This is a genomic window from Rothia nasimurium (assembly GCF_928381705.1).
GTDB lineage: Bacteria > Actinomycetota > Actinomycetes > Actinomycetales > Micrococcaceae > Rothia > Rothia nasimurium_G.
Window position 1 is genome coordinate 11,833 of sequence record NZ_CAKMSR010000003.1, and the last position, 21,292, is coordinate 33,124.

Consider the following 21,292-nt stretch of genomic DNA (forward strand, 5'->3'; position numbering starts at 1 on the left):
CCCCTTCCACCTTCGGGTGGGAGGGGTCCTTATCTGTAGGGTGCAACGTGCGTGCGAGGGCGTAGAGGCGGGCGTCATGCCTATAGTTCATGCTCAGGCTAGGGTTAGTTAACCTTGCGTTAACCTTTTCCCCAGACTATTAACAGGGCTCAAATTTTGCCTTAAGACCGTATGAACACAACCTCAAAGGGGGACTCGTGGATTCCAGCGCGAATTCGGGTTCACATCTCGCAACCCCCGCGTTGCAACGAGACACCACCGACAAATGGTGGCACCTCGCCTTCGGCGGCCTCATGGCTGTCTCACTGACACTCTTTACACTCTGGTCCCTCAACTACGTCGACCAGTCAGCTCGCACCCTCGTCCTTATCGCAGCCGTCCTCCTGGGTCTCTTCATGGCCTTCAACATCGGCGGTAACGACGTAGCGAACTCCTTCGGAACCTCCGTGGGCGCGGGTACCCTGACCATCAAGCAGGCCCTGCTCATCGCGGCTGTCTTCGAGGTATCGGGCGCTGTGATCGCTGGCGGTTCGGTGACCGACACCGTGCGTTCAGGCATCGTCGACCTGGGTGCTATCGACCTGGACCCCATGCAGTTCGTCTACATCATGATGGCAGCCCTTCTGGGCGCAGCTATCTGGCTGCTGGTCGCCACCAAGATGGGCTGGCCCGTCTCTACCACCCACTCCATCATCGGCGGTATCGTGGGTGCGGCCCTGACCATCGGCTTCACCACCGGCACCGGCGGCATGGACATGGTGCAGTGGAACAAGATTGGTCAGATTGCCATTTCTTGGGTTCTTTCGCCGCTCCTGGGTGGTCTGTTCGCCTGGGTTCTCTTTGGCTTTATCAAGAAGTACATCCTGGGCTACAACGAGAAGGTCGATGCGGCCATGCTCGAAATCAAGAAGCACCAGGAAGAAGAGCGCGCAGCCCACACCCCGCACGACGGCTTCCAGCGCATTACCGACTTGCAGCAGGACGCCTACTCCAACGCTATGCTGCGCAAGAAGAAGTTCAAGCTCAAGAAGCTTGACCCTGAGGCCCCTGAGAGCGAGTACTACCGCCAGGTGCACAAGCTTGACCAGAAGGCTAAGCGTGCTGACTCCCACCGGGCACTTGAGGTTTATGTGCCTATCCTGGCTGCCTTCGGTGCGGCTCTGATTGCAGCCATGCTGCTCTTCAAGGGTCTGGATAACCTGGAGCTGGGTATCTCAACCATGGGTAACGTCATGATTATGGTGATGGTTGCGGCTATCGCCTGGGTGAGTGTTTCAGTCTTCGCCCGCAGCCTGCAGAAGCAGGAACTCTCCCGCGCCACCTTTACCATCTTTGCCTGGTTGCAGGTCTTTACCGCAGCTGCCTTCGCCTTTAGCCACGGTGCCAACGACATCGCCAACGCTATCGGCCCCTTCGTGGCGATTCTCGATGTGCTCAAGACCGGTGCCATTGGTGACGAGGCCGTTGTGCCCATGCCCGCGCTGGTGGCCTTCGGTATCGCCCTGATTGTGGGTCTTTGGTTCGTTGGCCGTAACGTGATTGCTACCGTTGGTCACGGCCTGACCAAGATGCACCCCTCATCGGGCTTTGCCGCTGAGCTGGCCGCTGCCGGTGTGGTTATGGCTGCATCTGTTCTGGGTCTGCCCGTTTCGTCCACCCACATCCTGATCGGTGCAGTGCTGGGCGTCGGTATCGTCAACCGCTCAGCTAACTGGAAGCTCATGCGACCCATTGCCCTTGCCTGGATTATCACCCTGCCCATCTCAGCCGCTATCGGCTCGGTAGGCGTGTTGGCTATTTCAGCAATCTTCTAGGCTAGATCAACCCACTGGGTTTCACCCCACGAAATGTGCCCTGCGCCGGCTGTCAGCTCGGCCAGGGCCGTTTCTGTTTGGGCGCGGGTTGCTGCGTCATCAAAAACGCCCAGGGTGATGTGGGCGCCGCTGGCTGTGTAATCTGTACCCAGCACCGTGTAGCCCAGCGCGCGCAGGTCGTTCTCGAAGCGTCCGGCCTCCGCGTGGGAAGCGGTGACGGTGCCCAGTCGCAGGCGTTCGCGGGGAACGAGGGGAGCGGCGTCCAGGGTGGCGACGACTGCGTCCGTATAGGCGCGCACCAAACCGCCAGCCCCCAGCTTGATACCACCAAAGTAGCGCACCACTACAGCGCAAATATCTGAGAGGTCGGTGGTTTCACCGTCGCGTCCTTCGGTGCGCCGGGCTAACAAGGCCTGGAGCATGGGAATCCCTGCGGTGCCGGCGGGCTCGCCGTCGTCGTTGGAGCGCTGGGTCTGCCGGTCTGCCCCGATAATAAAAGCAGAGCAGACGTGGCGGGCATCGTGGTAGGTCTTGCGCTTGGACTCAATAAAAGCGCGGGCCTCTTCTTCAGTTTCCACGCGCTGAACATAGCCGATGAACTCACTGCGCTTAATTTCTAGCAGGTGCCGGGTTTGGTCTCGGCTGGCGAGTACGGTGTAGCGGTTAGCGCGGGTTTCATCAGTCATGGTGTCTATTCTAGTGTGCAGCTGGCAGGGCGCGTAGGCTGGTGGTAGGCTTCGGGCACCTGCCCGGTGACGAGAGGAAAGGACGCCTGTGGTACAGCGTATCGGTCTGACCGGTGGTATTGGGTCGGGTAAATCAACGGTAGCGAGGATGCTGGTGGAGTGCGGTGCTGTGCTGATTGATGCTGATGCTATATCCCGCCAGCTCATGCAACCGGGGCAGGAGGTGCTGGCTGAGACCGTCCGCGTCTTTGGGTCGGGTATCTTGGCACCTCATGGGGAGCTTGACCGCGCTGCCCTGGCCTCCCTGGTCTTTTCTGATGAGAACGCCCGCGCCAAGCTCAATGCCATCGTTCACCCGGCGGTGCGGGCTGAAGCTGCGCGGCAGCGTGAGGTGGCGGTGCAGAAGCTGGGGGAGGGCGCCGTTATTGTTGAGGACATCCCCCTGCTGGCCGAGACCGGCCAGGCGGCAGACTTTGATGCGGTGATTGTGGTGGAGGCGCAGCACGGGGAGCGGCTACGCCGCCTGGTTGAGATGCGCGGTATGAGCGAGGCGGACGCCCGCGCCCGCATTGCTGCGCAGGCCTGCGACGAGCAGCGCCGGGCTATTGCCACCTGGGTCATTGATAACTCGGGAAGTTTAGAGCGCACCGCTGCGCAGGTGCGCGAGGTCTTTGCCAAAATCACAGCCGGTTCGTTACATGAATAAATTTTTAGCAAGGAGTATTTGAACTTTTGGTCTAAAAAACCCGGTTGTGACCAGTGGAAACAGGCGAGAACAAGGAAAAGTATAAAAATCAAGTAGACTTACCTCTCCTGGAAAACAACCCCAAGCCCGCTTATCATTGATACGTTGCCCAGAGACCGGGCAGCCGCTGTGCGGGCGGTGGATGCAAGGGGCCCGCACGGTCACACACATACTTCCACCGGGATAATCCTGTGCTGAACAAGCTACACGACAGACTGGGGCTGCGAACCAACCCCGTCATTTTCTTCTCATCTGCACTCTTTATCATCGTCTTCACCCTGCTGATGATGATCTTCCCAACGGCCATGTCAGATGGCATTGGTGTTATCTCTGACTTCATCATCACCTACCTGGGCTGGGTCTACACCCTGGGTATCGCCATCTTCTTTTTCTTCCTGATTTACATGGCGATGAGCCGCTTTGGCCGCATCAAAATCGGTGATGACGACGCTGAACCCGAGTACTCCGGCCTTGCCTGGTTCGGTATGCTCTTCGCAGCTGGTGTTGGCGCCGTCCTGCTCTTCTGGGGCGCGGCAGAGCCCATCACCCACTACGCCAACCCGCCCTACGACGGGGTAGAGCCCCAGTCGGATCACGCGGCTCTCGAAGCACTCGCTATTGCTAACTGGCACATCGGCCTGGGCGTCTGGATTATTCTCACTATTCCCGCCCTGGCTTTCGGATACTTTACCTACAAGCGCAAGCTGCCCCCGCGCGTCTCATCCATCTTCCAGCCCCTGCTGGGCGAGCGCATCCACGGCCCTATTGGTAAGACCATTGACTCGGTTGCCATCGTTTCTACCGTTTTCGGTATTGCGGTTTCGGTGGGTCTGGGCGCTCTGCAGATCAACTCGGGTATGGGCATCATGTACGGTGTGCCCCTGGGTGGCTGGATTCAGGCCGCTATCGTTGCTGTGATTACTGCCGCCGGTATTACCTCGGTGCTGATGGGTATGGATAAGGGCGTTAAGCGCCTGTCCTACATCAACATTCTGCTGGCTATTTCCCTGATGATCTTCATCCTGATGACCGGCGCAACCCGCTTCGTCACCCTGGGCACCATCGAGTCAGCCGGCTACTTCCTGCAGAAGCTGCCCGTGATGATGCTCTTCAACGACGCCTTTGCAGATACCGGTTGGATTGGCTCCTGGACGGTCTTCTACTGGGCTTGGACCGTGACCTGGGCGCCCTTTGTTGGCCTCTTTATTGCCAAGATTTCTCAGGGCCGCACCATCCGTCAGTTTGTTGTCGGCGTGTTGGCTGCCCCTACCACCTTTACCCTGATGTGGGTTGGTGTCTTTGGCCTGAGCGCTTTCAATATCGAGCGCAATGAAAACGGAACCCTGGTGCAGACCGTAGTGGAAGAAGGCGACATTCCCGCTGCCCTCTTCGAGTTCCTGGGCCACTTCCCGCTCTACCAGCTGGTCGCTGCGGTGACCCTCGTGGTGATTACCATCTTCTTCATCACCTCCATTGACTCAGCAGCCCTGGTCATGGACGCGATTGCTAACGGACATGAGGACCCGGCCCCCAAGAAGCAGGGTATTTTCTGGGCTGCCTCCATCGGCGTTGTATCGGCTTCCATCCTGGTAGCAGCAGGCGATAACGGTCTGACCGCCCTGCAGAACGTCATTATTGTGATCGGCTTCCCGGTGTGGCTTATCGGCTTCATGCAGATGTGGATGCTGGTGCGCGCCCTGCGCGAGGACGCCGGTGAACTGCCTCCCATGCGCACCCGCCAGTGGAAGCAGGTTATCCCCATCGAGGAATACCACCGCCGTGCTCAGGAAGACTTCTCGTCGATTGAAGAGGTCACTATTCGCCCCGAGTACGAGCTGGGCACCGAACCCGAGTTCGAGGGTCTGGTTCCCAATACCGGTCAGATTCCTGTGGTAACGGCCGAAGATATTGCTGAGGACGCCGCCGCGAAGAAGGCAGCCTCCAAGCCGGCTGAAGAGCAGGGCACCCACACCGCTGTGGTAACCGGTGACCTGCCCGCTACCGATATCGACCCGAAGAAGTAAGGTCTGAGCGACCGCTTGTTAGCCCCCGATGAAACTAGTACATATGTTCTAGTTTTGTCGGGGGTTTTTCGGTAGGGTAGAGGGCATGAGCCTTGCCCAAGAAATTAACCGCGTCGTTGCACCTTTTGAAGTTGTCTCTGAGTATCAGCCGGCTGGCGACCAGCCTAAGGCAATCGCGGAGCTGACCGAGCGCGTCCAGAACGGTGAAAAAGACATCGTGCTCATGGGTGCCACCGGCACCGGTAAGTCTGCAACGTCTGCCTGGCTCATTGAGGCCGTCCAGCGCCCCACCCTGGTTATGGTGCAAAACAAGACCCTGGCTGCCCAGCTGGCCAACGAACTGCGCGAGCTGCTGCCCAACAACGCTGTTGAGTACTTCGTCTCCTACTACGACTACTACCAGCCCGAAGCCTACGTGCCGCAGACCGACACCTTCATCGAAAAAGACTCCTCCATCAACGAAGAAGTCGAACGCCTGCGCCACTCTGCCACCAACTCCCTGCTGACCCGCCGCGACGTTGTGGTGGTTGCTACCGTCTCCTGTATCTACGGCCTGGGCACCCCCGAAGAATACGTTGCCCAGATGGTGACCTTGCGACAGGGCGAAGAAATCGACCGGGACGAGCTGCTGCGCCGGTTTGTCTCCATGCAGTATGCCCGCAACGACCTAGACTTCCACCGCGGCACCTTCCGCGTCCGCGGCGACACCGTCGAAATCATCCCCATGTACGAAGAAAACGCGATCCGTATCGAGTTTTTCGGCGACGAAATCGAAGCTATCTACACCCTGCACCCGCTCACCGGCGACGTCATCCGCGAAGAAACCGAAATGTACGTCTTCCCGGCCTCCCACTACGTCGCCGGCGCCGAACGCATGGCCCGAGCCATTGCGTCCATCGAGGACGAGCTGCGCGACCGCCTGCAGGAGCTGGAGTCTCAAAACAAACTGGTTGAAGCCCAGCGCCTGCGCATGCGCACCCAGTATGACCTTGAGATGATGGAGCAGATGGGCTTCTGCAACGGCATCGAAAACTACTCCAGCCACATCGACGGGCGCGCTCGCGGCACAGCCCCGCACTGCCTGCTGGACTACTTCCCCGATGACTTCCTGCTCATTGTCGACGAATCCCACGTGACCATTCCCCAGATCGGTGCCATGTTTGAGGGCGATATGAGCCGCAAGCGCACCCTGGTCGAGCACGGCTTCCGCCTGCCCTCAGCCATGGATAACCGCCCCCTCAAGTGGGAGGAATTCCTCGACCGCATCGGCCAGACCGTTTACCTCTCAGCTACCCCCGGTAAGTACGAGCTGGCCCAGGCCGACGGGGTAGTGGAGCAGATTATTCGCCCCACCGGCCTGGTCGACCCCGAAATCGTGGTCAAGCCGACCGAGGGGCAGATCGACGACCTGCTCGAAGAGATCCGTGTGCGGGTAGAGCGCGACGAACGCGTGCTGGTCACGACCCTGACCAAGCGTATGGCTGAGGACCTCACCGACTACCTGCTGGAACACGGGGTTAAGGTGCAGTACCTGCACTCCGATGTTGATACCCTGCGCCGTGTGGAGCTACTCAGCGAGCTGCGCCAGGGCGTCTTCGACGTGCTGGTGGGCATCAACCTGCTGCGTGAGGGTCTAGACCTACCTGAGGTCTCCCTGGTCGCCATTTTGGACGCTGACAAGCAGGGCTTCTTGCGCTCCACCACCTCACTGATTCAGACCATCGGCCGAGCCGCCCGTAATGTGGGCGGTCAGGTGCACATGTACGCTGATAAAATCACCGACTCCATGCGCACCGCTATCGACGAAACCAACCGCCGCCGCGAGATTCAGCAGGCCTACAACCGCGAGCACGGCATCGACCCCCAGCCCCTGCGCAAGAAAATTGCTGACATCACCGACACCCTGGCCCGCGAGTCAGAAGACACCGCAGAGCTCCTTGCCGCCCGCAAGGGGGCATCGGGCAAGCTGGCTCCGGTCAAAAAGAGCAGCAAGTACGCGGCGACCAGCCCCGAAGCCGAAGAGCTCTTCAAGAAGGCAGAAGCCCGGGTACGCCAGGACGGCCTTGCGGCAGCTCCCGCCGAAGACCTGCTGGGTCTAATCGAAGAGATGCACGCCCAGATGATGCAGGCCGCTGAAGAGCTCAAGTTTGAGCTGGCGGGTCGCCTGCGCGATGAAATTGCCGATCTGAAGAAGGAACTACGCGCTATGCAGGAAGCCGGGCACGCCTAAGCACCCGGGGGTCTTTAGAAGCTCGCGGGCTTAGTGTAGACTGGTGCAGTTTGTGTCAGCACCACCTCGGGAGGTTCGATGAGCCAGAAAACCGCGCGTCCCAGCGTCGCCCGCATGCCGGGTATGCCCCAGATTCTGCTTACCTTCGGGCTGACCATTTGCAGCCTATCTATCCTGCTCCCTGCCTCACCGGCTTGGGCGCTCGCAGGTGGGGCAGGCTCCCTGGGTGCGGGTGCCACCAACGCGGTACTCATGGCTGTCACCGTAGCCACCCAGTTCAGCGTCCCCGCTCTCACTCGCCGCTTCTCCTGGGCGCTCGTGCTGCCGGTGGGTACCCTCTTTATGGGGCTGCCCTCCCTCATTCAGGCTCTGAGCCCCGATCTGCTCAACGTCCTTGTTACCTCGGGTCTGCGCGGTATCGGCTTCGGTATTGTCACTGTCTGTTGCTCATCGGCTATGTCCTACCTCATTCCCGTCGAGTACCGGGGGCGGGCTGTCGGGCTCTACGGACTAGCGGCAGCTGGTGCTCAGCTTTTCTTCACACCCGTTGCCCCCTGGGCTCTTGAAACCTTCGGTTACCGTTCGGTAATTTCGGCCGGAGCAATTGCCGCCATCGCAGCACCTTTTGCCCTACAGCTGGGGCGACTGGTTGATCACTTTATGGATGAACAGCGCAGCGGGCAGCAGGGGAGCGAACCCGCTCCTGTCACTTCAACAGCCACCATTATCGCCCGCATCTGGCCTGCCCTGTTAACACTCACTCTGGTCACCAGCGTTGGCGGTGCTTTCATGACCTTCTCTACCGAAATCGCCCCCACTGCCACCCTGGCAACCGGTGCCCTACTGCTACTGTGTGCCCTGGCAACTCCCACCCGCCTCTACGGGGGCTCACTGACCGACCGTTTCGGCACCCGCCTGCTCATGACACCCGTCCTGGCGCTCAGTGCTCTCGGTGTGGCTCTGGTCGGCTGGGGCAACGGTGCAAGCCTGCCCTCCATCATCTTCCTCTTGGCCGGGGCAACGCTCATCGGCTTTGGCTACGGCTTCCTACAGTCTGTCACCATGGTGCGTGCCCTGACGGACGCCGGTGGGCCGGACGCCACCCAGCGCGCCTCTGTCGCCTGGAACTCCCACTTTGATGTGGGAACCGGGCTGGGTTCTCTTGCTATCGGAGCCGCCGCGCAGGCAACTAGCTTTACCGCTGCCTGGACGGGCGCGGCCGTCCTTCTGCTGGCATGTGCCCTGTTGCTCGGCCTGAGGGATGCCCGTGCGTCTGTTCAAAAGTAAGAAGATGGGTTATAGTTGTAGACCGAGCAAGGGAGTATCCCACTAATTCCTGCATCGTCAGCACGTTGATCGAAGGCGCCCAACCGGGGCAGGAAACCACCCCTCAGCGGTGGTGGGAGAGACTTGTGGATTTTGGCAAACCCCAACCACAAGAAAGGCTCCCAATGCATATCACTGGGTTGCAGTGGGGTGTAACGATTGCGTTCATCCTGGCACTGCTTGCTTATGACTTCTTCTTCCACGTGCGTAAAGCGCATGAACCCACCATCAAGGAAGCCGCGATTTGGTCGGCCGTCTACGTGGGTATCGCCCTACTCTTTGGCCTGGTCATCCTCTTCTGGGACGGCACCCAGTTCGCCGCTGAATACTACGGCGGCTACATCACCGAGAAGGCTTTGAGCGTCGATAACCTCTTTGTCTTCCTGATTATCATGGCCTCCTTCAAGGTGCCGCGTGAGGACCAGCAAAAGGTTCTGCTCTTCGGTATTATCTTCGCGATGATCGCCCGCACCATCTTTATTCTGGTGGGCGCGGCCGCTATTGAGCGCTGGAGCGGGGTCTTCTACCTCTTCGGCCTGGTCCTGATTTACACCGCCGGTAACCTCATCAAGGGTGAAGTCACCGACAAGGAAGAAGAGGACGAAGCCAACAACTTCGTCGTTCGCCTGGCCAAGAAGATGTTCAACACCGTTGACTACTACGACGGCGACAAGCTCTTCACCGTAGAAAACGGCAAGAAGGTCATGACCCCCATGCTGCTGGTCATGGTAGCTATCGGTGGTACCGACATCCTCTTCGCCCTGGACTCCATCCCCGCAATCTTTGGTCTGACCCAGGAAGCCTACATCGTCTTCACCGCAACCGCCTTCTCCCTGATGGGTCTGCGTCAGCTCTACTTCCTGATTGACGGCCTGCTGGACCGCCTCATCTACCTCTCATGGGGCCTGTCCATCATCCTGGCCTTCATCGGTGTGAAGCTGCTGCTGCACGCCCTGCACGAGAACACCCTGCCCTTCATCAACGACGGTCACCCGGTTCACGTTGTTGAAGTAACCATCGGCTTCTCACTGACCGTCATTGTGGGTGTGCTGATTGTGACCGTCCTGGCCTCCCTACTCTCACCCAAGGGCAAGGCCCTGGCAACCATCCAGCGTGTTCAGACCCTGTCTGAGAAGTACCTGAACCTGCCCGCCGATGCTTCTGAGGCTGAGCGCGCTGAGATTCAGAGCAAGCTTGATGCTGAGGTAGCTAAGTCCCGCGAGATTCCGCAGAAGTACCGCGACGAGCTGATTGAGTCTGAGAACGAGTACCAGGACCTGGTACGTCGTGCCCGCACCGCTCACGCCGAGCGCAGCGCCTAACCGGCGGTAGGCGTCCGCCCCAATAATCAGGGGTGCGGACGCCCGCCCCGGCTTCACGACCGCTGGCCCCATCCCGAGAGGGAAGGGGCCAGCGGTCTTTGCGTGTGGCGGTGTCACAAGAGCTGGGGCTCTAGAACTAGATTTCAGGTTTGAGTAGAATTGACCTTAACCCCTGTTTCTGCCCAAGAAGGGAGTTTCCATGTCTGCAGCCGATTATCTACCCCTGGTCTTTTGCCTGCTCTTGCTGGGCGGGCTCTTTCTGACGATAGCCCGCATGGGTGCAGCCGGCACCCTGCGCCGTAACGGACTGGTGGGAATCCGCACCACAGCAACCATGCAGTCGGATGCCGCCTGGTACGCGGCCCACAAGGCGATTGCTCCAGTTCTGCGAATCTGCGCCTGGGCTCAGATTGTTGGGGCGGCCGTCGTCCTAATCCTGGGGCTGATGGCTCACAATTCTGCAGTTATTCCGGTTGGTCTCGCCTTTCTGATCCTTCCCACCATCGCCATGATGGTAGCTGCCATGACAAGAGGAACGTCCGCCGCCAACGACGCCCACCGGGCCTGGGAACAAGACCAGCAGACCTCCCCAACCCATCGCTGAACAAAAAGGCCGAGAGGTGCAGCTACACCCCTCGGCCTTCTTGTTATAGCTAAACTCAGTTAGCGCATATCAGCCAGCAAATTCTTCAGATGGCCCAGAATCAGGGGGCCGTCAGCGCCTAGACCGTCATGGTGGTGGGTCTTCGACGTCCACACGCGGGTGTTACCCACAAACTCGGCGGTCTTCATCGAGTGGGCGTAGTCCACGTACACATCGGGCACGTAGGCCGCTGCAACCAGGGGAACCTCGTTGCGGGCCAGCTGGTCGTGGTCGTAGAGGCGGCCCCAGTCCTTCTTCTCTGCCAGCAGCTGGGCAACTTCAGCTAACGGACGCAGAGCCGGGTCCTCCTCGTAATACCAGGGGAAGATATGCTCACCGGTCAGCAGCAGGGGAGAGACGTCCTCGGCAAAGTCCGGGCGCTCCGCGTACATGCGGGCAGCAGACCAGTTCGTCGGTGAAGCGGACGGCGAGGTGCCCCCCAGCTCCTGTGCGGGGCCGTCCGCATAAATCGTCTCGTGCAGCAGGCCGTAGAGGGGGCCAGCCTGGAAGCTGACCTGGGCGCTGACCTCCGTCAGGAACTGGTCAGAGAGCCAGTTTTCCGATTCAGCGAAAGCCGATTCCAGAACATAGTGCAAACCCCTAGCCCGGCCATTACCACCCAAAATATTGCCCAGCATCTGGAAGCGGTGCGGGGTGAGGCGCTCGCCGGTGGGCAGGTATTCTTCGTTCTTGGCCAGGTGCTCGCAGATGCGGACAGCCAGCTCCCTGTCTTCGGGGTACCAGCCGTAGTATTCCTCGATGCGCTCCTTCATACGGTCCAGGGTGGAGCGGTAGACCTCGTCCACGTGGGAGCGGATGGGGGCAAGCCCGGCGGTCATACGGGAGTCCTTGAGGGACTCGGGGGCGAAGGAGAGGTAGGAGAGAGTCAAGAAGCCGCCGAAGCTCTGGCCCATGGTTGACCAGCGCTTATCTTGGCGGTCGGTCAGGAGGAATTCGCGGACGACCTCGGTGTCGGCAATGATGGAGTCGGCACGGAACAGCTCACAGAACTCAGCCTGCACTTCGGGGCTGCCCTGGGCGGTGATGACGCGGGCTGAGAGCGGGGTGGAATTGCCGGTGCCGCGCTGGTCCAGCAGTATCAGGCGGTGGGTCTTGGCTAGCTCGTGGACCCAGCCGCCTTCCGAGATGGGGCGGGGGCTCTTGCCGCCGGGGCCACCCTGCAGGTAGACCATGTAGGGGCGCTCGTCCACGGGGGTGGTCAGGGCGTCAGAGGTATCAATGACTTCGCGGGCAAAGACGGTGATGGTCTGATTGGCAAAGCGGGAGTCTAGGGCGGCTGCCTCGCCCTTGCCGTAGATGAGCCCGTGGGTGAGGGGCACAGTGAACCAGTGGTCAACCAGTTTGAGGGAGTCGATGGTGTGGGTGGCGCCGACGCGGTGGGACGGCTGGGGCAGGCGGGGGTGGGTAGGCATGGGGCTCCTTTGCACGCGGTGCGGTCTTTCTTCTACCGTTAGGCTACCCTAGCTTTTCTGCCCCGGCTTTGATGTGGGGCGTAAGAAGTTCTAATGTGACCGCTTTAGAAGCGAGAATCGCTACCCCCACCTAGTAGGGACCAGATAACTACCGATAGTATGTCATGCCCATCAGGACTTCGGTAGGAATCTGGTCCCTTACTGGGAAACTAGAAAGCCCCCACGCTCTCAATCAGCACCACGGGCGCGCCTTCCTCGTCTGAGGCGGCCAGGTCGACCCGGGCGACAATCCCGAAATCGTGGTTGTCGTCGGGGTCGGCAAAGATCTGGCGGACCTTCCAGACCCCGGGGTGGGCCGCCGTGTCGTCGTCAATCTCAATCAGACGCGGGGAGCGGGCCTCGGCGTCCGTAAAGATATCCTCATACTCCTCAAAGTAATCATCCATGGCCTCGGCCCAGCGGTCGGCGTCCCAGCCCGAGCGCTCACCGTCCAGCTCACCCAGCAGGCGGTCGCGCTCGTCCGCAAAAAGCTCAACCCGGCGGAAGAGAGCATTGCGCACCATCACCTTAAAGGCGCGGACGTTGCTCGTCACCTTGGGAGCTGACTCGGCAACTAGCTCTTCAAGAGAGTCCTGAACCGGAGTGCCTTCCTCTCCGGCTGCCAGGCGCTCCCACTCGTCCACCAGGGAGGAGTCGGTCTGACGGATAACCTCGCCCAGCCACTCGATCACATCGGTCAGCTCGTCGGTCAGGGCAGATAGGGGCACAGTCTGGCGCAGGGCCTTGTAGGCGTCCGACAGGTAGCGCAGCAGAATACCTTCGGACCGCTCCAGCCCGTAAAACTGCACATAGTCACCAAAGCCCATGGCCCTTTCGTACATATCACGCACCACGCTCTTGGGCTCAACCTCAAACTCCTTCATAAAAGGAGCGCCCGCCGAATAGGTCTCAAAAGCCTGTTCCAGCAGGTCAGCGAGGGGTTGGGGGTAGGTGATTTTGTCGAGCTCAGCCATGCGCTCGTTGTAGTCCAGCCCCTCAGCCTTCATCTCGGCCAGGGCCTCACTCTTGGCCTTTTTCTCCTGGCCAATGAGCACCTGGCGGGGCTTTTCCAGAGTGGACTCAATCACCGAAACCGCATCGAGGGCATAGGACTCCGACTCCTTATCGAGCAAAGACAGAGAAGCCAGCGCGAAAGGGGAGAGCGGCTGATTCAGGGCGAAGTTCTCCTGCAGCGAGACAGTCAGGCGCACGGTACGGCCGAACTCGTCCGGCTCCGGCAGGCGCTCCACCACACCCCCGTTCAGCAGCTCCCGGTAGATACCAATAGCCTTGCGCTTGAGGGCCCGCTGCTTGATGGGCGGCTCGTGGTTAGCGGTCAAAAAGAGCATGACGGTCTCAAAGGGGTCAGCCTCACGCTGTAGCATATTGAGCATCATGGAGTGAGTCATCTGGAAAGAGGAGGTCAGCGGCTCAGGCTCAGCAGCAATAATCTGCTCAAAGGTCTTCTCGCTCCAGGCCACAAAACCCTGCGGAGGCTTCTTCTTTTTGCCCCGCAGCGACTGGGCCATCTTCTTCTCGTCCCCGTTGAACTTCTCCCGGGCCTTGGCCTCAAGGCGGTCGTTCTCAATTTCGTGTTCGGGGGCCTGGACCACCACGTAACCTGCGGTATCAAAGCCAGCCCGGCCCGCGCGTCCTGCAATCTGGTGGAACTCACGGGACTTGAGCCGGCGGGTACGCTGCCCGTCAAACTTTGACAGGGCAGTGACCAGAACAGTGCGGATGGGGACGTTGATACCCACACCCAGCGTATCGGTACCGCAGATGACCTTGAGCAGGCCCGCCTGGGCCAGCTGCTCCACCAGGCGGCGGTACTTGGGTAGCATGCCAGCATGGTGGATGCCGATGCCGTTCTTAATGTATTTTTGCAGCTGCTTACCGAAGCCCGCCGAGTAGCGGAAGCCTGCGGTCAGCTCGTTAATCCGCTCCTTGTCTTCTTTCGACGCAATGGCCAGGCTCATGAGTGAAGCGGCAGTATCAATGGCCTGTAGCTGGGAGAAATGCACAATGTAGACCGGGGCCTGGTGGGTGCTCACCAGCTCGTCTACCTTCTCCACCAGGGGCTCACGCGAATAGGTGTAGTTGAGGGGGATGGGGCGGGTTTCGCTGGTGACCAAGGACGTCTGGCGGCCGGTTAGCTCGGTCAGCTCCCGTTCAAAGCGGCTGGTGTCGCCCAGGGTTGCGCTCATGAGCAGGAACTGAGCCTGGGGCAGATCTAGCAGGGGGACCTGCCAGGCCCAGCCACGCTGGGGGTCAGAATAGAAATGGAACTCGTCCATCACTACCTGGGTCACATCTGCCCCTTCGCCCTCTCTCAAGACCACATTAGCCAGGATTTCGGCGGTGCAGCAGACAATGGGGGCGTCGGCGTTAATCGAAGAATCACCGGTGACCATACCGACATTCTCAGCCCCAAAAATCTCACAGAGATCAAAGAACTTCTCAGACACCAGGGCTTTGATGGGTGCGGTGTAGTAGGAGCGCTGACCGGTTGCCAGGCCCATAAAGTGGGCAGCCACCGCAACGGTAGACTTACCCGACCCGGTGGGAGTCGCCAAAATGACGTTGTTGCCCGCCGCCAAATCAAGCACAGCTTCGTCCTGGGCCGGGTACAGCTGCATACCGCGAGCCTCAATCCAAGCTAGAAAGGCCTTGTAGGCTTCATCGCCCGTGAGCGGGTTAGAGGCAAAATCGCCACGGAAATAGGGCTTGCTGTTATCGGCTAAAGAGGGGGAGAGAAAGGGAAGAATCTTCATGGTTCTTCTAGTTTAATAGACCGGTCAAGATAAAGATGGGTGTGACGCTTGTCAAACCTGCCCAGAGTGTTCTAAGGTAAAGGGCAGAACTTAACCGCATATCTAGCTCACGAAAGGAGGCCCACGAAATGAATAATCGACCTATTCCCTTCAACAGCCTCCCCGTGGGTAGACACATCAATGGTGCGCTCGCTTCTAGCCCGACTGCTGGTTAGACGAGTACGATAACCTGACGTAGACACACCTATCGGGGCAAACGAACCCGGTAGGTATTTTTATGCCCTGCGGGTTTTTCCCTCACACACGACCTGCACACCCGCACGCACACGCTGAAAGAGTAGCCTGATGGCTGAGATGACTGACGAGACAAAAACCAAGATACCCAAAGAAAAAGTTAAGTTCCGTATCGCCCCACCGGGCTTCCGCTGGCGACCCCTCTTCTTTCTGCCTTTCCCCCTCGATATTCTGACCTCCCTCGCCCTGGTCTTCCTGCCGGTTCTGGTAGGCACGATTATTGACCTGCATACCTCCGGCGATGAGGCAGCTGCCTGGCGGCTGGTATGGCTGTTAGTGGGCGTAGTGGTCTATTTGTCGATTGTTGAATTTGTGGGCTGGGGCATCACCTTTAGGGTGGTAGCCCGCATCGAGCGGGACTGGCGGCTCTACATTGCCAACCTCATTTCACGCAGCCCCAACCGCGATACCGGTGCCCTCATTGCGATTTTGAACAAGGACGCCCGCTCCATGGCCCAGATGTGGCAGCCCATGATTCTGTCATTTTCTGCTGTGGGGGTGACCGGTCTGGGCACCTGGCAGCTCTGGCGTATTAGCCCGGCGATCGCGGTGGTGGCTCTGGGGGGCCTGATTCTCACCATGCTGACTCTCACCTGGATTTCCAAACTCTTGGAAAAGCACGCGGATATTTTCCGTGACAAGGTAGGGGTGTCTACCTCCCGCGCCTCTGATATTGCCTCGTCTATTCGCACTATTTTGGGCTTGGGCGCCCAGTGCCGCATGATGGACCGCTACGGGGCAACGGCCCAGGATGTTTACACCTCCCAGATTCGTCTGGAGAGCGTGCAGACCTGGTCCTGCGCTGTGCGCAACCTGTTGGTGGGAACTGTGACCTGGGTAGTAATCGCCCTGGCCCTGCGTGGGGCTGCCCCTGAGGGCACTTGGATTACAGAGGTACCCGCGGGTCAGCTGGTCACGGTAGTGGGTCTGATCAACACCCTGACCGGCCCCATCTGGTCGGTTGAGATGTTGCTCTTCTCTTGGCGCAATGCCCGCATTGCCCTCAAGCGTGTAGATAGACTTGCGGCTGAGGTTGAGGCTAACTCTCAGGTAGAGAGTAAGGACGCTTCCGCCCCGGTTCCCAGCACCGCAGCAGGGCAGGCGCTGGTTGAGGTTCCCCGGGCCAGCGCCCCGGTTCACTACATCAACCCGTGCGAAGCCGGGTTGCCTGCCCAGGACTACGCCGAAGCCCTGACCGAAGCCCTGCGTCAAGCTCAACATGCCCCGGGCGGGGAACAGGCGGCAGGCGTCCTCACCGGGGGCGAGCGCGTCCTGCTCTCAGAACCCAACCCCATGATCTTTGCTGGCACCCTGGCTGAGCACCTGCAGATGGGCACGCAGGGGCTGAGCCGGGAGCATATGATCGAGCTTTTGAAGCTTACCGACTCCGAAGAAATTGCCTTCCGCCTGGGTGGCCGCGACCCCGAGAGCTACCTGGCCAGTATCCTGACCTCCGAAGGGACTAACCTATCGGGGGGCCAGCGGCAGCGCCTGGCCCTGGCCCGGGCCCTGGCCCAGCCGGCGTCCGTCCTGGTGCTCACCGAGCCCCTGAACTCGGTGGATGAACCCAGCCAAAAGTTCATCCTTAACCAGCTCGAAGCGCTGACGGGCAAACCCGGCCCCCTCGAACATATCCGCCAGATCTACCTGGTCTCAACCACCATGGAGGTTGAGCGACGACTGAAAGCAGGTGAGGCCCGTGGCTAACCTCCTCCCCATAACCGACGGTAAGACCACCTGGCGGCTGCTAGCCAGGTCTATTCTCAAGACCCCCTGGCAGCTAGCTCTCTTGGTGCTTCTGTTCGTGGCTAGTTCCGTAGCAACCCTGATTACTCCCATCATGGTGGGGCGGCTCATTGATCGGGCCACCACCGGGCAACTGACCGGCTACCCCTGGTCTGAGCTGGCGGTAATCGGTGCTGCCGTGGTGGCCGGGGCCCTGCTGGCCCGTGCCTGGACCTTCCAAGGCCAGAAAATGGGCGTGCGACTCAACCGCGATTTGGGCATAGACCTGGTTGGGGCCTCCCTACACCTGGACGCCCAGACCGTTGAGGACGCCGGCTCCGGCGACCTTGTTGCCCGCCTGACGGACGACGTCGATAGCGTCCGCCAGGTGCTGGCCACCGGCCTGCCGGAATTCGCCCATATCAGCATCTACATGGTGATTACCGCAGCTACCATCTTCACCGTCAACCCGGCTATCGGCCTGGTGACCGTGCCCATGTTTATCGTGATGACCATCGTGCTCTCGATCTTCCTACCCCGGATTGCCAAGCTCACCCGGGAAAAGACCGAGGCGGTCAGCGACCTGACCGTGGTAGCAACCGAAAACATTCGCGGTGCTGGGACCGTTGAAGAGCTGGGGATCAGTGAGGCCCGTGCCCGGGTGCAGGATGAGCGCATCTGGAAAACCTTTGAGGTCAGCGATCGCATGGTTGTGGTGCGCTCCATCTTCTGGGCCGTGGACGCCTTCAACTCCTTCCTACCCCTGGTGCTCTCCATGGTCTGGGGCGCCTACTGTGTGGAACAGGGTTGGGCGACATGGGGCGACGTTGCAACCGCCTCCATCATGCTCTTCACCATGCGCGTCAACTCAGATATCTTCACCTTCTGGCTCGACCGCCTGCGCGAAATGACCGTCACCATGGGGCGCGTCTTTGGCGTTATCGATTTGTCGAACCAGCAGCAGGCCCGCCGTGCCGCCGGGCAGGTAGCTGCCCCGGCGCACCTGCCCGAGCAGGGCGCGTCCGCCCCGGTTATCGATCTGAAGGGCGTGACCTACGGGTACGACCCGGACGCCCCCGTGATTAAGGGGGTGGACCTGCAGCTGGCGGCGGGGGAGAGCCTTGCCCTGGTAGGACGCTCCGGCTCGGGCAAGACCACACTGGCCCGCCTGATTGCCGGGTCGCTCACCGCAGATAGCGGCACCGTGCAGGTCGGTAGTCAGCTGGTGGGCAACGGTTTGTACCCCACCCAGCCCGATGCCAGCGGACGCCCCGCCCTGCTGATTTGCACCCAGGAGGCCCACGTCTTTGTCGGCTCCCTGGCCGAGAACATGACCGTGGCAGCCCCCGACGCTAGCGCCGAACAGATGCTCACCGCCCTGCGGTCGGTCGGCGCCACCTGGGTTGATGACTTGCCCGAGGGGCTGGAGAGTCGGGTCGGTGGCGGTAGCACAGAGCTCACCCGCGACCAGATTCAGCAGCTGGGTCTAGCCCGTATCGTGGCAGCCAACCCCCACGCGGTGATTCTGGATGAGTCAACTACCCAGCTAGAACTGGCGGACGCCCGCCAGTCCCTGGCTGCGGTGATGCAGGGCCGAGCCGTCATCATCATCTCCCACGACGCCCGCATCGCCTCACTGGCTGACCGGGCCGTGCTCCTGGAAAACGGTGAGCTGGTTGCAGAGGGGGCTCCGGCAGAAATCTTTGCCCGCGCCTAAGAAACCTCACAGGTCTAAGCCGTCTGGGCCACATTCGCTCTGACTAAGCCGCCGCCCCTCCCGAGACCCCGCCCGAGACCCCGGGCGGGGCGGAGCGGTGCTAATCTAGACTCGTGAGTTCATCTAAGCCCCTAATTGACCCCGTCCGCCTGCGCCGCGCCGTCCTGCTGGTTGCCGGTCTCAACCTGGCCTACTTCTTCATCGAGGGAGCTATCGCCCTGGCCATTGGCTCGGTCAGCCTGCTGGCCGACAGCGTAGATTTCTTCGAGGACTTCGCGGTCAATACTCTCATTGCAATCGCCCTGGGCTGGTCACTGACCTGGCAGGCGAGGGCGGGGAAGGCGTCCGCCCTCATTATCCTGCTCCCGGCCCTGGCCGCTGTCTGGCAGATTGTGGCTAAATTCCCTGACCCTGGCGCCCCCGATGCGCTCACCCTCTTCATTACCGCAGGTGGGGCTGTGGTGGTCAACCTTATCTGTACCCTGATTCTGGCCCGTTTCCGTGCCGGTGCCGGGTCGCTCACAGCAGCCGCCTTTTTGGCAGCTCGCAACGATGTACTCATTAACCTCGCTATCATCGTTGTAGCCGGTCTCACCGCCTGGGTAGGAAGCGGCTGGCCTGATCTGGTACTTGGTGCCCTCATCCTGGTGCTGAACCTGGGGGCTGCCAAGGAAGTATGGGAAACCGCCCATGAGGAATCGCTGGCCGCCAAGGCCTTAGCTGGCGACCTCGACGACGACTAAGGCCCTGCTCTGAACTCGCGGGGAGCTGTCAGGGCAGGGCCTCTGGTCTTTAGCTAAAAAGCGCCAGTGAACGAATCACGGTCTGGGCCAGGCCATAGACCAAGCCACTTGTGACGAGTAGGGTCAGGGCCCAGGCTGCCAGGGTATGCAGCGGGCCACCGGCGTTGACCCTAATTTGTTGGTCGGAGGTACCTAGCTTCCCGTGGCCCGCCAGCTTGGCCATGTCTTTCTCTGAGGCATGGTGCTTCTCGTTCACCGGCTTGACCAGCAGGTTGGCGATGAACCCGATAGCTAGCACGCCTACCATGATGAAGAGGGAGGGCTGGTAGAGCTCGGCGCCAGAGGCATCGGGGTTGCCACCGCGCACGGTGTCCTGAACCAGGTTGACGATGAGCGGCCCAGCAATACCCGCAGCTGACCAGGCGGTTAGCAGGCGGCCGTGGATGGCCCCTACCTGTAGGGTGCCAAACATATCGCGCAGGTAGGCCGGGATGGTGGCAAAGCCACCGCCGTAGAAGGAAATAATGATGAAAGCGGTAGCGATGAAGAGCACCAGACTGACGTTGCCGAAGAGTGCCCAGATGATGTAGAGGGCCAGCCCTACACCCAGGTACATGACGTAGATATTCTTACGGCCGATGATATCTGAGGTTGATGACCAGACGAAGCGGCCACCCATGTTGCCCAGGGACAGTAGGCCGACAAATCCGGCTGCCGCCGCGGCGGAGATGGGGAAGTAGGACTGAATCATGGGGGAGGCTGATTCAAGCAGACCGATACCGGCGGTGACGTTGGTGAACAGTACCGTCCAGAGCAGCCAGAACTGGGGCGTGCGGATAGCCTGGGCTGCGGTGACGTTCTTATTGGTACGCATGGTGTTGGGCTTCTGCTGGGGCGGGTCGAAACCGGCGGGCTTCCAGTCGGGGTGGGGGACCCTAATCACGAAAGCGCCCAGCAGAATAATGAGGGCGTAGGAAGCAGCGAGAACTAAGAAGGAGGGGACGAGCGCTGATGCCTGTTCTGTCTTTTCCGCTGAGCCTGAAAAGAGTTCCATGAGCTGGGCCGATACGGGGGAGGCGATGAGCGCACCGCCACCAAAACCCATGATGGCAAGCCCGGTGGCCATGCCCGGGCGGTCAGGGAACCACTTCATGAGGGTAGATACCGGGGAAATGTAGCCCAGGCCAAGCCCAACGCCGCCGAGTGCACCGTAACCCAGGAAAACTAACCACAGCTGGTTGGTGGTCACACCGAGAGACGCGATAAGAAAGCCTAGAACCCAGCAGGTTCCCGCCGTTAGCATCGACTTGCGAGGACCAACCCGCTCCACCCAGGTGCCGCCGATGGCCGCTGAGATACCCAGCATGGCGATGGCGAGAGAGAAGACCCAGCCCACCGCGGTTTCGGTTGAGCCAAAGTGGGTGACCAGCTGGGTCTTGAAGACTGACCAGGCGTAGACCTGCCCGATGCAGAGATGAATGGCAAGTGCCGCTGGGGCCATGAACCAGCGGTTAAAAGTGACGGGTGCTACGATAGCTGACCTATCAAGAACTGACATGAAGCTTTCCTCTGAGATGTGTGTCTGCTGGCGAAATTTAATGTGTAGTGATGCGCTCAACATTACCCCATGCCGGCGGCTGGCGTATGCTGCCTTTTCTAGGGGTGGCAGGCCTGGTAGCTCTTCTAAAATTTTGAGTATTCCTTGAGATGTATGAGTGTGCTGGCTCTACAAAACATGACTCAGGGCACTAAACTGGGTGGTGGCAGATAAGCTAGT

14 protein-coding genes are annotated in these 21,292 nt (G+C 60.2%); 10 read left to right on the forward strand and 4 right to left on the reverse strand.

Annotated elements, in window-relative coordinates; translation table 11 throughout:
• Positions 1 to 197 precede the first annotated feature (197 nt).
• A complete protein-coding gene (locus L6762_RS03370; RefSeq protein ID WP_237185580.1) occupies positions 198 to 1,814 on the forward strand; it encodes an inorganic phosphate transporter in 1,617 nt (538 codons plus the stop codon).
• Here the strand turns inward: L6762_RS03370 and L6762_RS03375 are convergent.
• Complete coding sequence (locus L6762_RS03375; protein ID WP_237185581.1) at positions 1,811 to 2,500, reverse strand: IMPACT family protein; 690 nt, start codon at positions 2,498 to 2,500, stop codon at positions 1,811 to 1,813. The two genes, L6762_RS03370 and L6762_RS03375, sit on opposite strands and share 4 nt — an antisense overlap.
• An 88-nt stretch (positions 2,501 to 2,588) precedes the next feature.
• Between L6762_RS03375 and coaE the strand changes: the two genes are divergently transcribed.
• The 6 genes from coaE to L6762_RS03405 all read left to right on the forward strand — a co-directional run bounded on the left by coaE (position 2,589) and on the right by L6762_RS03405 (position 10,751).
• Complete coding sequence (gene coaE / locus L6762_RS03380) at positions 2,589 to 3,206, forward strand: dephospho-CoA kinase (RefSeq protein WP_237185582.1); 618 nt, start codon at positions 2,589 to 2,591, stop codon at positions 3,204 to 3,206.
• A 230-nt stretch (positions 3,207 to 3,436) separates the two neighbouring features.
• Entirely contained in the window at positions 3,437 to 5,269 is a 1,833-nt protein-coding gene (locus tag L6762_RS03385) for a BCCT family transporter (protein ID WP_237185583.1), read from the forward strand.
• A gap of 85 nt (positions 5,270 to 5,354) precedes the next feature.
• Positions 5,355 to 7,499 (forward strand): excinuclease ABC subunit UvrB, encoded by a 2,145-nt coding sequence (gene uvrB / locus L6762_RS03390; RefSeq protein WP_237185584.1) that lies wholly within the window; start codon positions 5,355 to 5,357, stop codon positions 7,497 to 7,499.
• Positions 7,500 to 7,577: 78 nt separating this feature from the next.
• Positions 7,578 to 8,786 carry an MFS transporter gene (locus tag L6762_RS03395; RefSeq protein WP_237185585.1) on the forward strand — a complete coding sequence of 403 codons (1,209 nt, stop codon included), beginning with the start codon at positions 7,578 to 7,580 and terminating at the stop codon, positions 8,784 to 8,786.
• Between the two features lie 164 nt (positions 8,787 to 8,950).
• Entirely contained in the window at positions 8,951 to 10,147 is a 1,197-nt protein-coding gene (locus L6762_RS03400; RefSeq protein WP_237185586.1) for a TerC family protein, read from the forward strand.
• Positions 10,148 to 10,346: 199 nt separating this feature from the next.
• The gene (locus tag L6762_RS03405) at positions 10,347 to 10,751 is read left to right on the forward strand and encodes an SdpI family protein (RefSeq protein WP_237185587.1); all 405 of its coding nucleotides are present in this window, start codon (positions 10,347 to 10,349) and stop codon (positions 10,749 to 10,751) included.
• Positions 10,752 to 10,810: 59 nt separating this feature from the next.
• On the opposite strand, the gene L6762_RS03410 is transcribed toward L6762_RS03405, so the two are convergent.
• Both L6762_RS03410 and L6762_RS03415 read right to left on the reverse strand, forming a co-directional pair.
• Positions 10,811 to 12,223 (reverse strand): alpha/beta fold hydrolase, encoded by a 1,413-nt coding sequence (locus tag L6762_RS03410; protein WP_237185588.1) that lies wholly within the window; start codon positions 12,221 to 12,223, stop codon positions 10,811 to 10,813.
• 209 nt (positions 12,224 to 12,432) lie between these two features.
• Entirely contained in the window at positions 12,433 to 15,036 is a 2,604-nt protein-coding gene (locus L6762_RS03415) for a DEAD/DEAH box helicase (RefSeq protein WP_237185589.1), read from the reverse strand.
• 345 nt (positions 15,037 to 15,381) lie between these two features.
• Between L6762_RS03415 and L6762_RS03420 the strand changes: the two genes are divergently transcribed.
• The 3 genes from L6762_RS03420 (at position 15,382) to L6762_RS03430 (ending at position 19,515) form a co-directional block, all read left to right on the forward strand.
• Positions 15,382 to 17,037 carry an ABC transporter transmembrane domain-containing protein gene (locus L6762_RS03420; protein ID WP_237185590.1) on the forward strand — a complete coding sequence of 552 codons (1,656 nt, stop codon included), beginning with the start codon at positions 15,382 to 15,384 and terminating at the stop codon, positions 17,035 to 17,037.
• A complete protein-coding gene (locus L6762_RS03425) occupies positions 17,030 to 18,772 on the forward strand; it encodes an ABC transporter ATP-binding protein (RefSeq protein ID WP_237185591.1) in 1,743 nt (580 codons plus the stop codon). The genes L6762_RS03420 and L6762_RS03425 overlap by 8 nt, the downstream gene beginning before the upstream one ends.
• Positions 18,773 to 18,885: 113 nt before the next feature.
• Complete coding sequence (locus tag L6762_RS03430; RefSeq protein ID WP_237185592.1) at positions 18,886 to 19,515, forward strand: cation transporter; 630 nt, start codon at positions 18,886 to 18,888, stop codon at positions 19,513 to 19,515.
• 49 nt (positions 19,516 to 19,564) lie between these two features.
• Here the strand turns inward: L6762_RS03430 and L6762_RS03435 are convergent, their stop codons facing one another.
• Positions 19,565 to 21,073: an L-lactate MFS transporter gene (locus L6762_RS03435; RefSeq protein ID WP_237185593.1), complete on the reverse strand. Its 1,509-nt coding sequence runs from the start codon at positions 21,071 to 21,073 to the stop codon at positions 19,565 to 19,567.
• Between the last annotated feature and the right edge of the window lie 219 nt (positions 21,074 to 21,292).

Bases quoted from the DNA above. Each gene is read 5' to 3' on its own strand.
- L6762_RS03435 (WP_237185593.1), bottom strand. From the start codon at position 21,073: ATGTCAGTTCTTGATAGGTCAGCTATCGTAGCACCCGTCACTTTTAAC.
- L6762_RS03395 (WP_237185585.1), top strand. From the start codon at position 7,578: ATGAGCCAGAAAACCGCGCGTCCCAGCGTCGCCCGCATGCCGGGTATG.
- L6762_RS03400 (WP_237185586.1), top strand. From the start codon at position 8,951: ATGCATATCACTGGGTTGCAGTGGGGTGTAACGATTGCGTTCATCCTG.
- L6762_RS03415 (WP_237185589.1), bottom strand. From the start codon at position 15,036: ATGAAGATTCTTCCCTTTCTCTCCCCCTCTTTAGCCGATAACAGCAAG.
- L6762_RS03410 (WP_237185588.1), bottom strand. From the start codon at position 12,223: ATGCCTACCCACCCCCGCCTGCCCCAGCCGTCCCACCGCGTCGGCGCC.
- L6762_RS03375 (WP_237185581.1), bottom strand. From the start codon at position 2,500: ATGACTGATGAAACCCGCGCTAACCGCTACACCGTACTCGCCAGCCGA.
- uvrB (WP_237185584.1), top strand. From the start codon at position 5,355: ATGAGCCTTGCCCAAGAAATTAACCGCGTCGTTGCACCTTTTGAAGTT.
- L6762_RS03405 (WP_237185587.1), top strand. From the start codon at position 10,347: ATGTCTGCAGCCGATTATCTACCCCTGGTCTTTTGCCTGCTCTTGCTG.
- L6762_RS03420 (WP_237185590.1), top strand. From the start codon at position 15,382: ATGGCTGAGATGACTGACGAGACAAAAACCAAGATACCCAAAGAAAAA.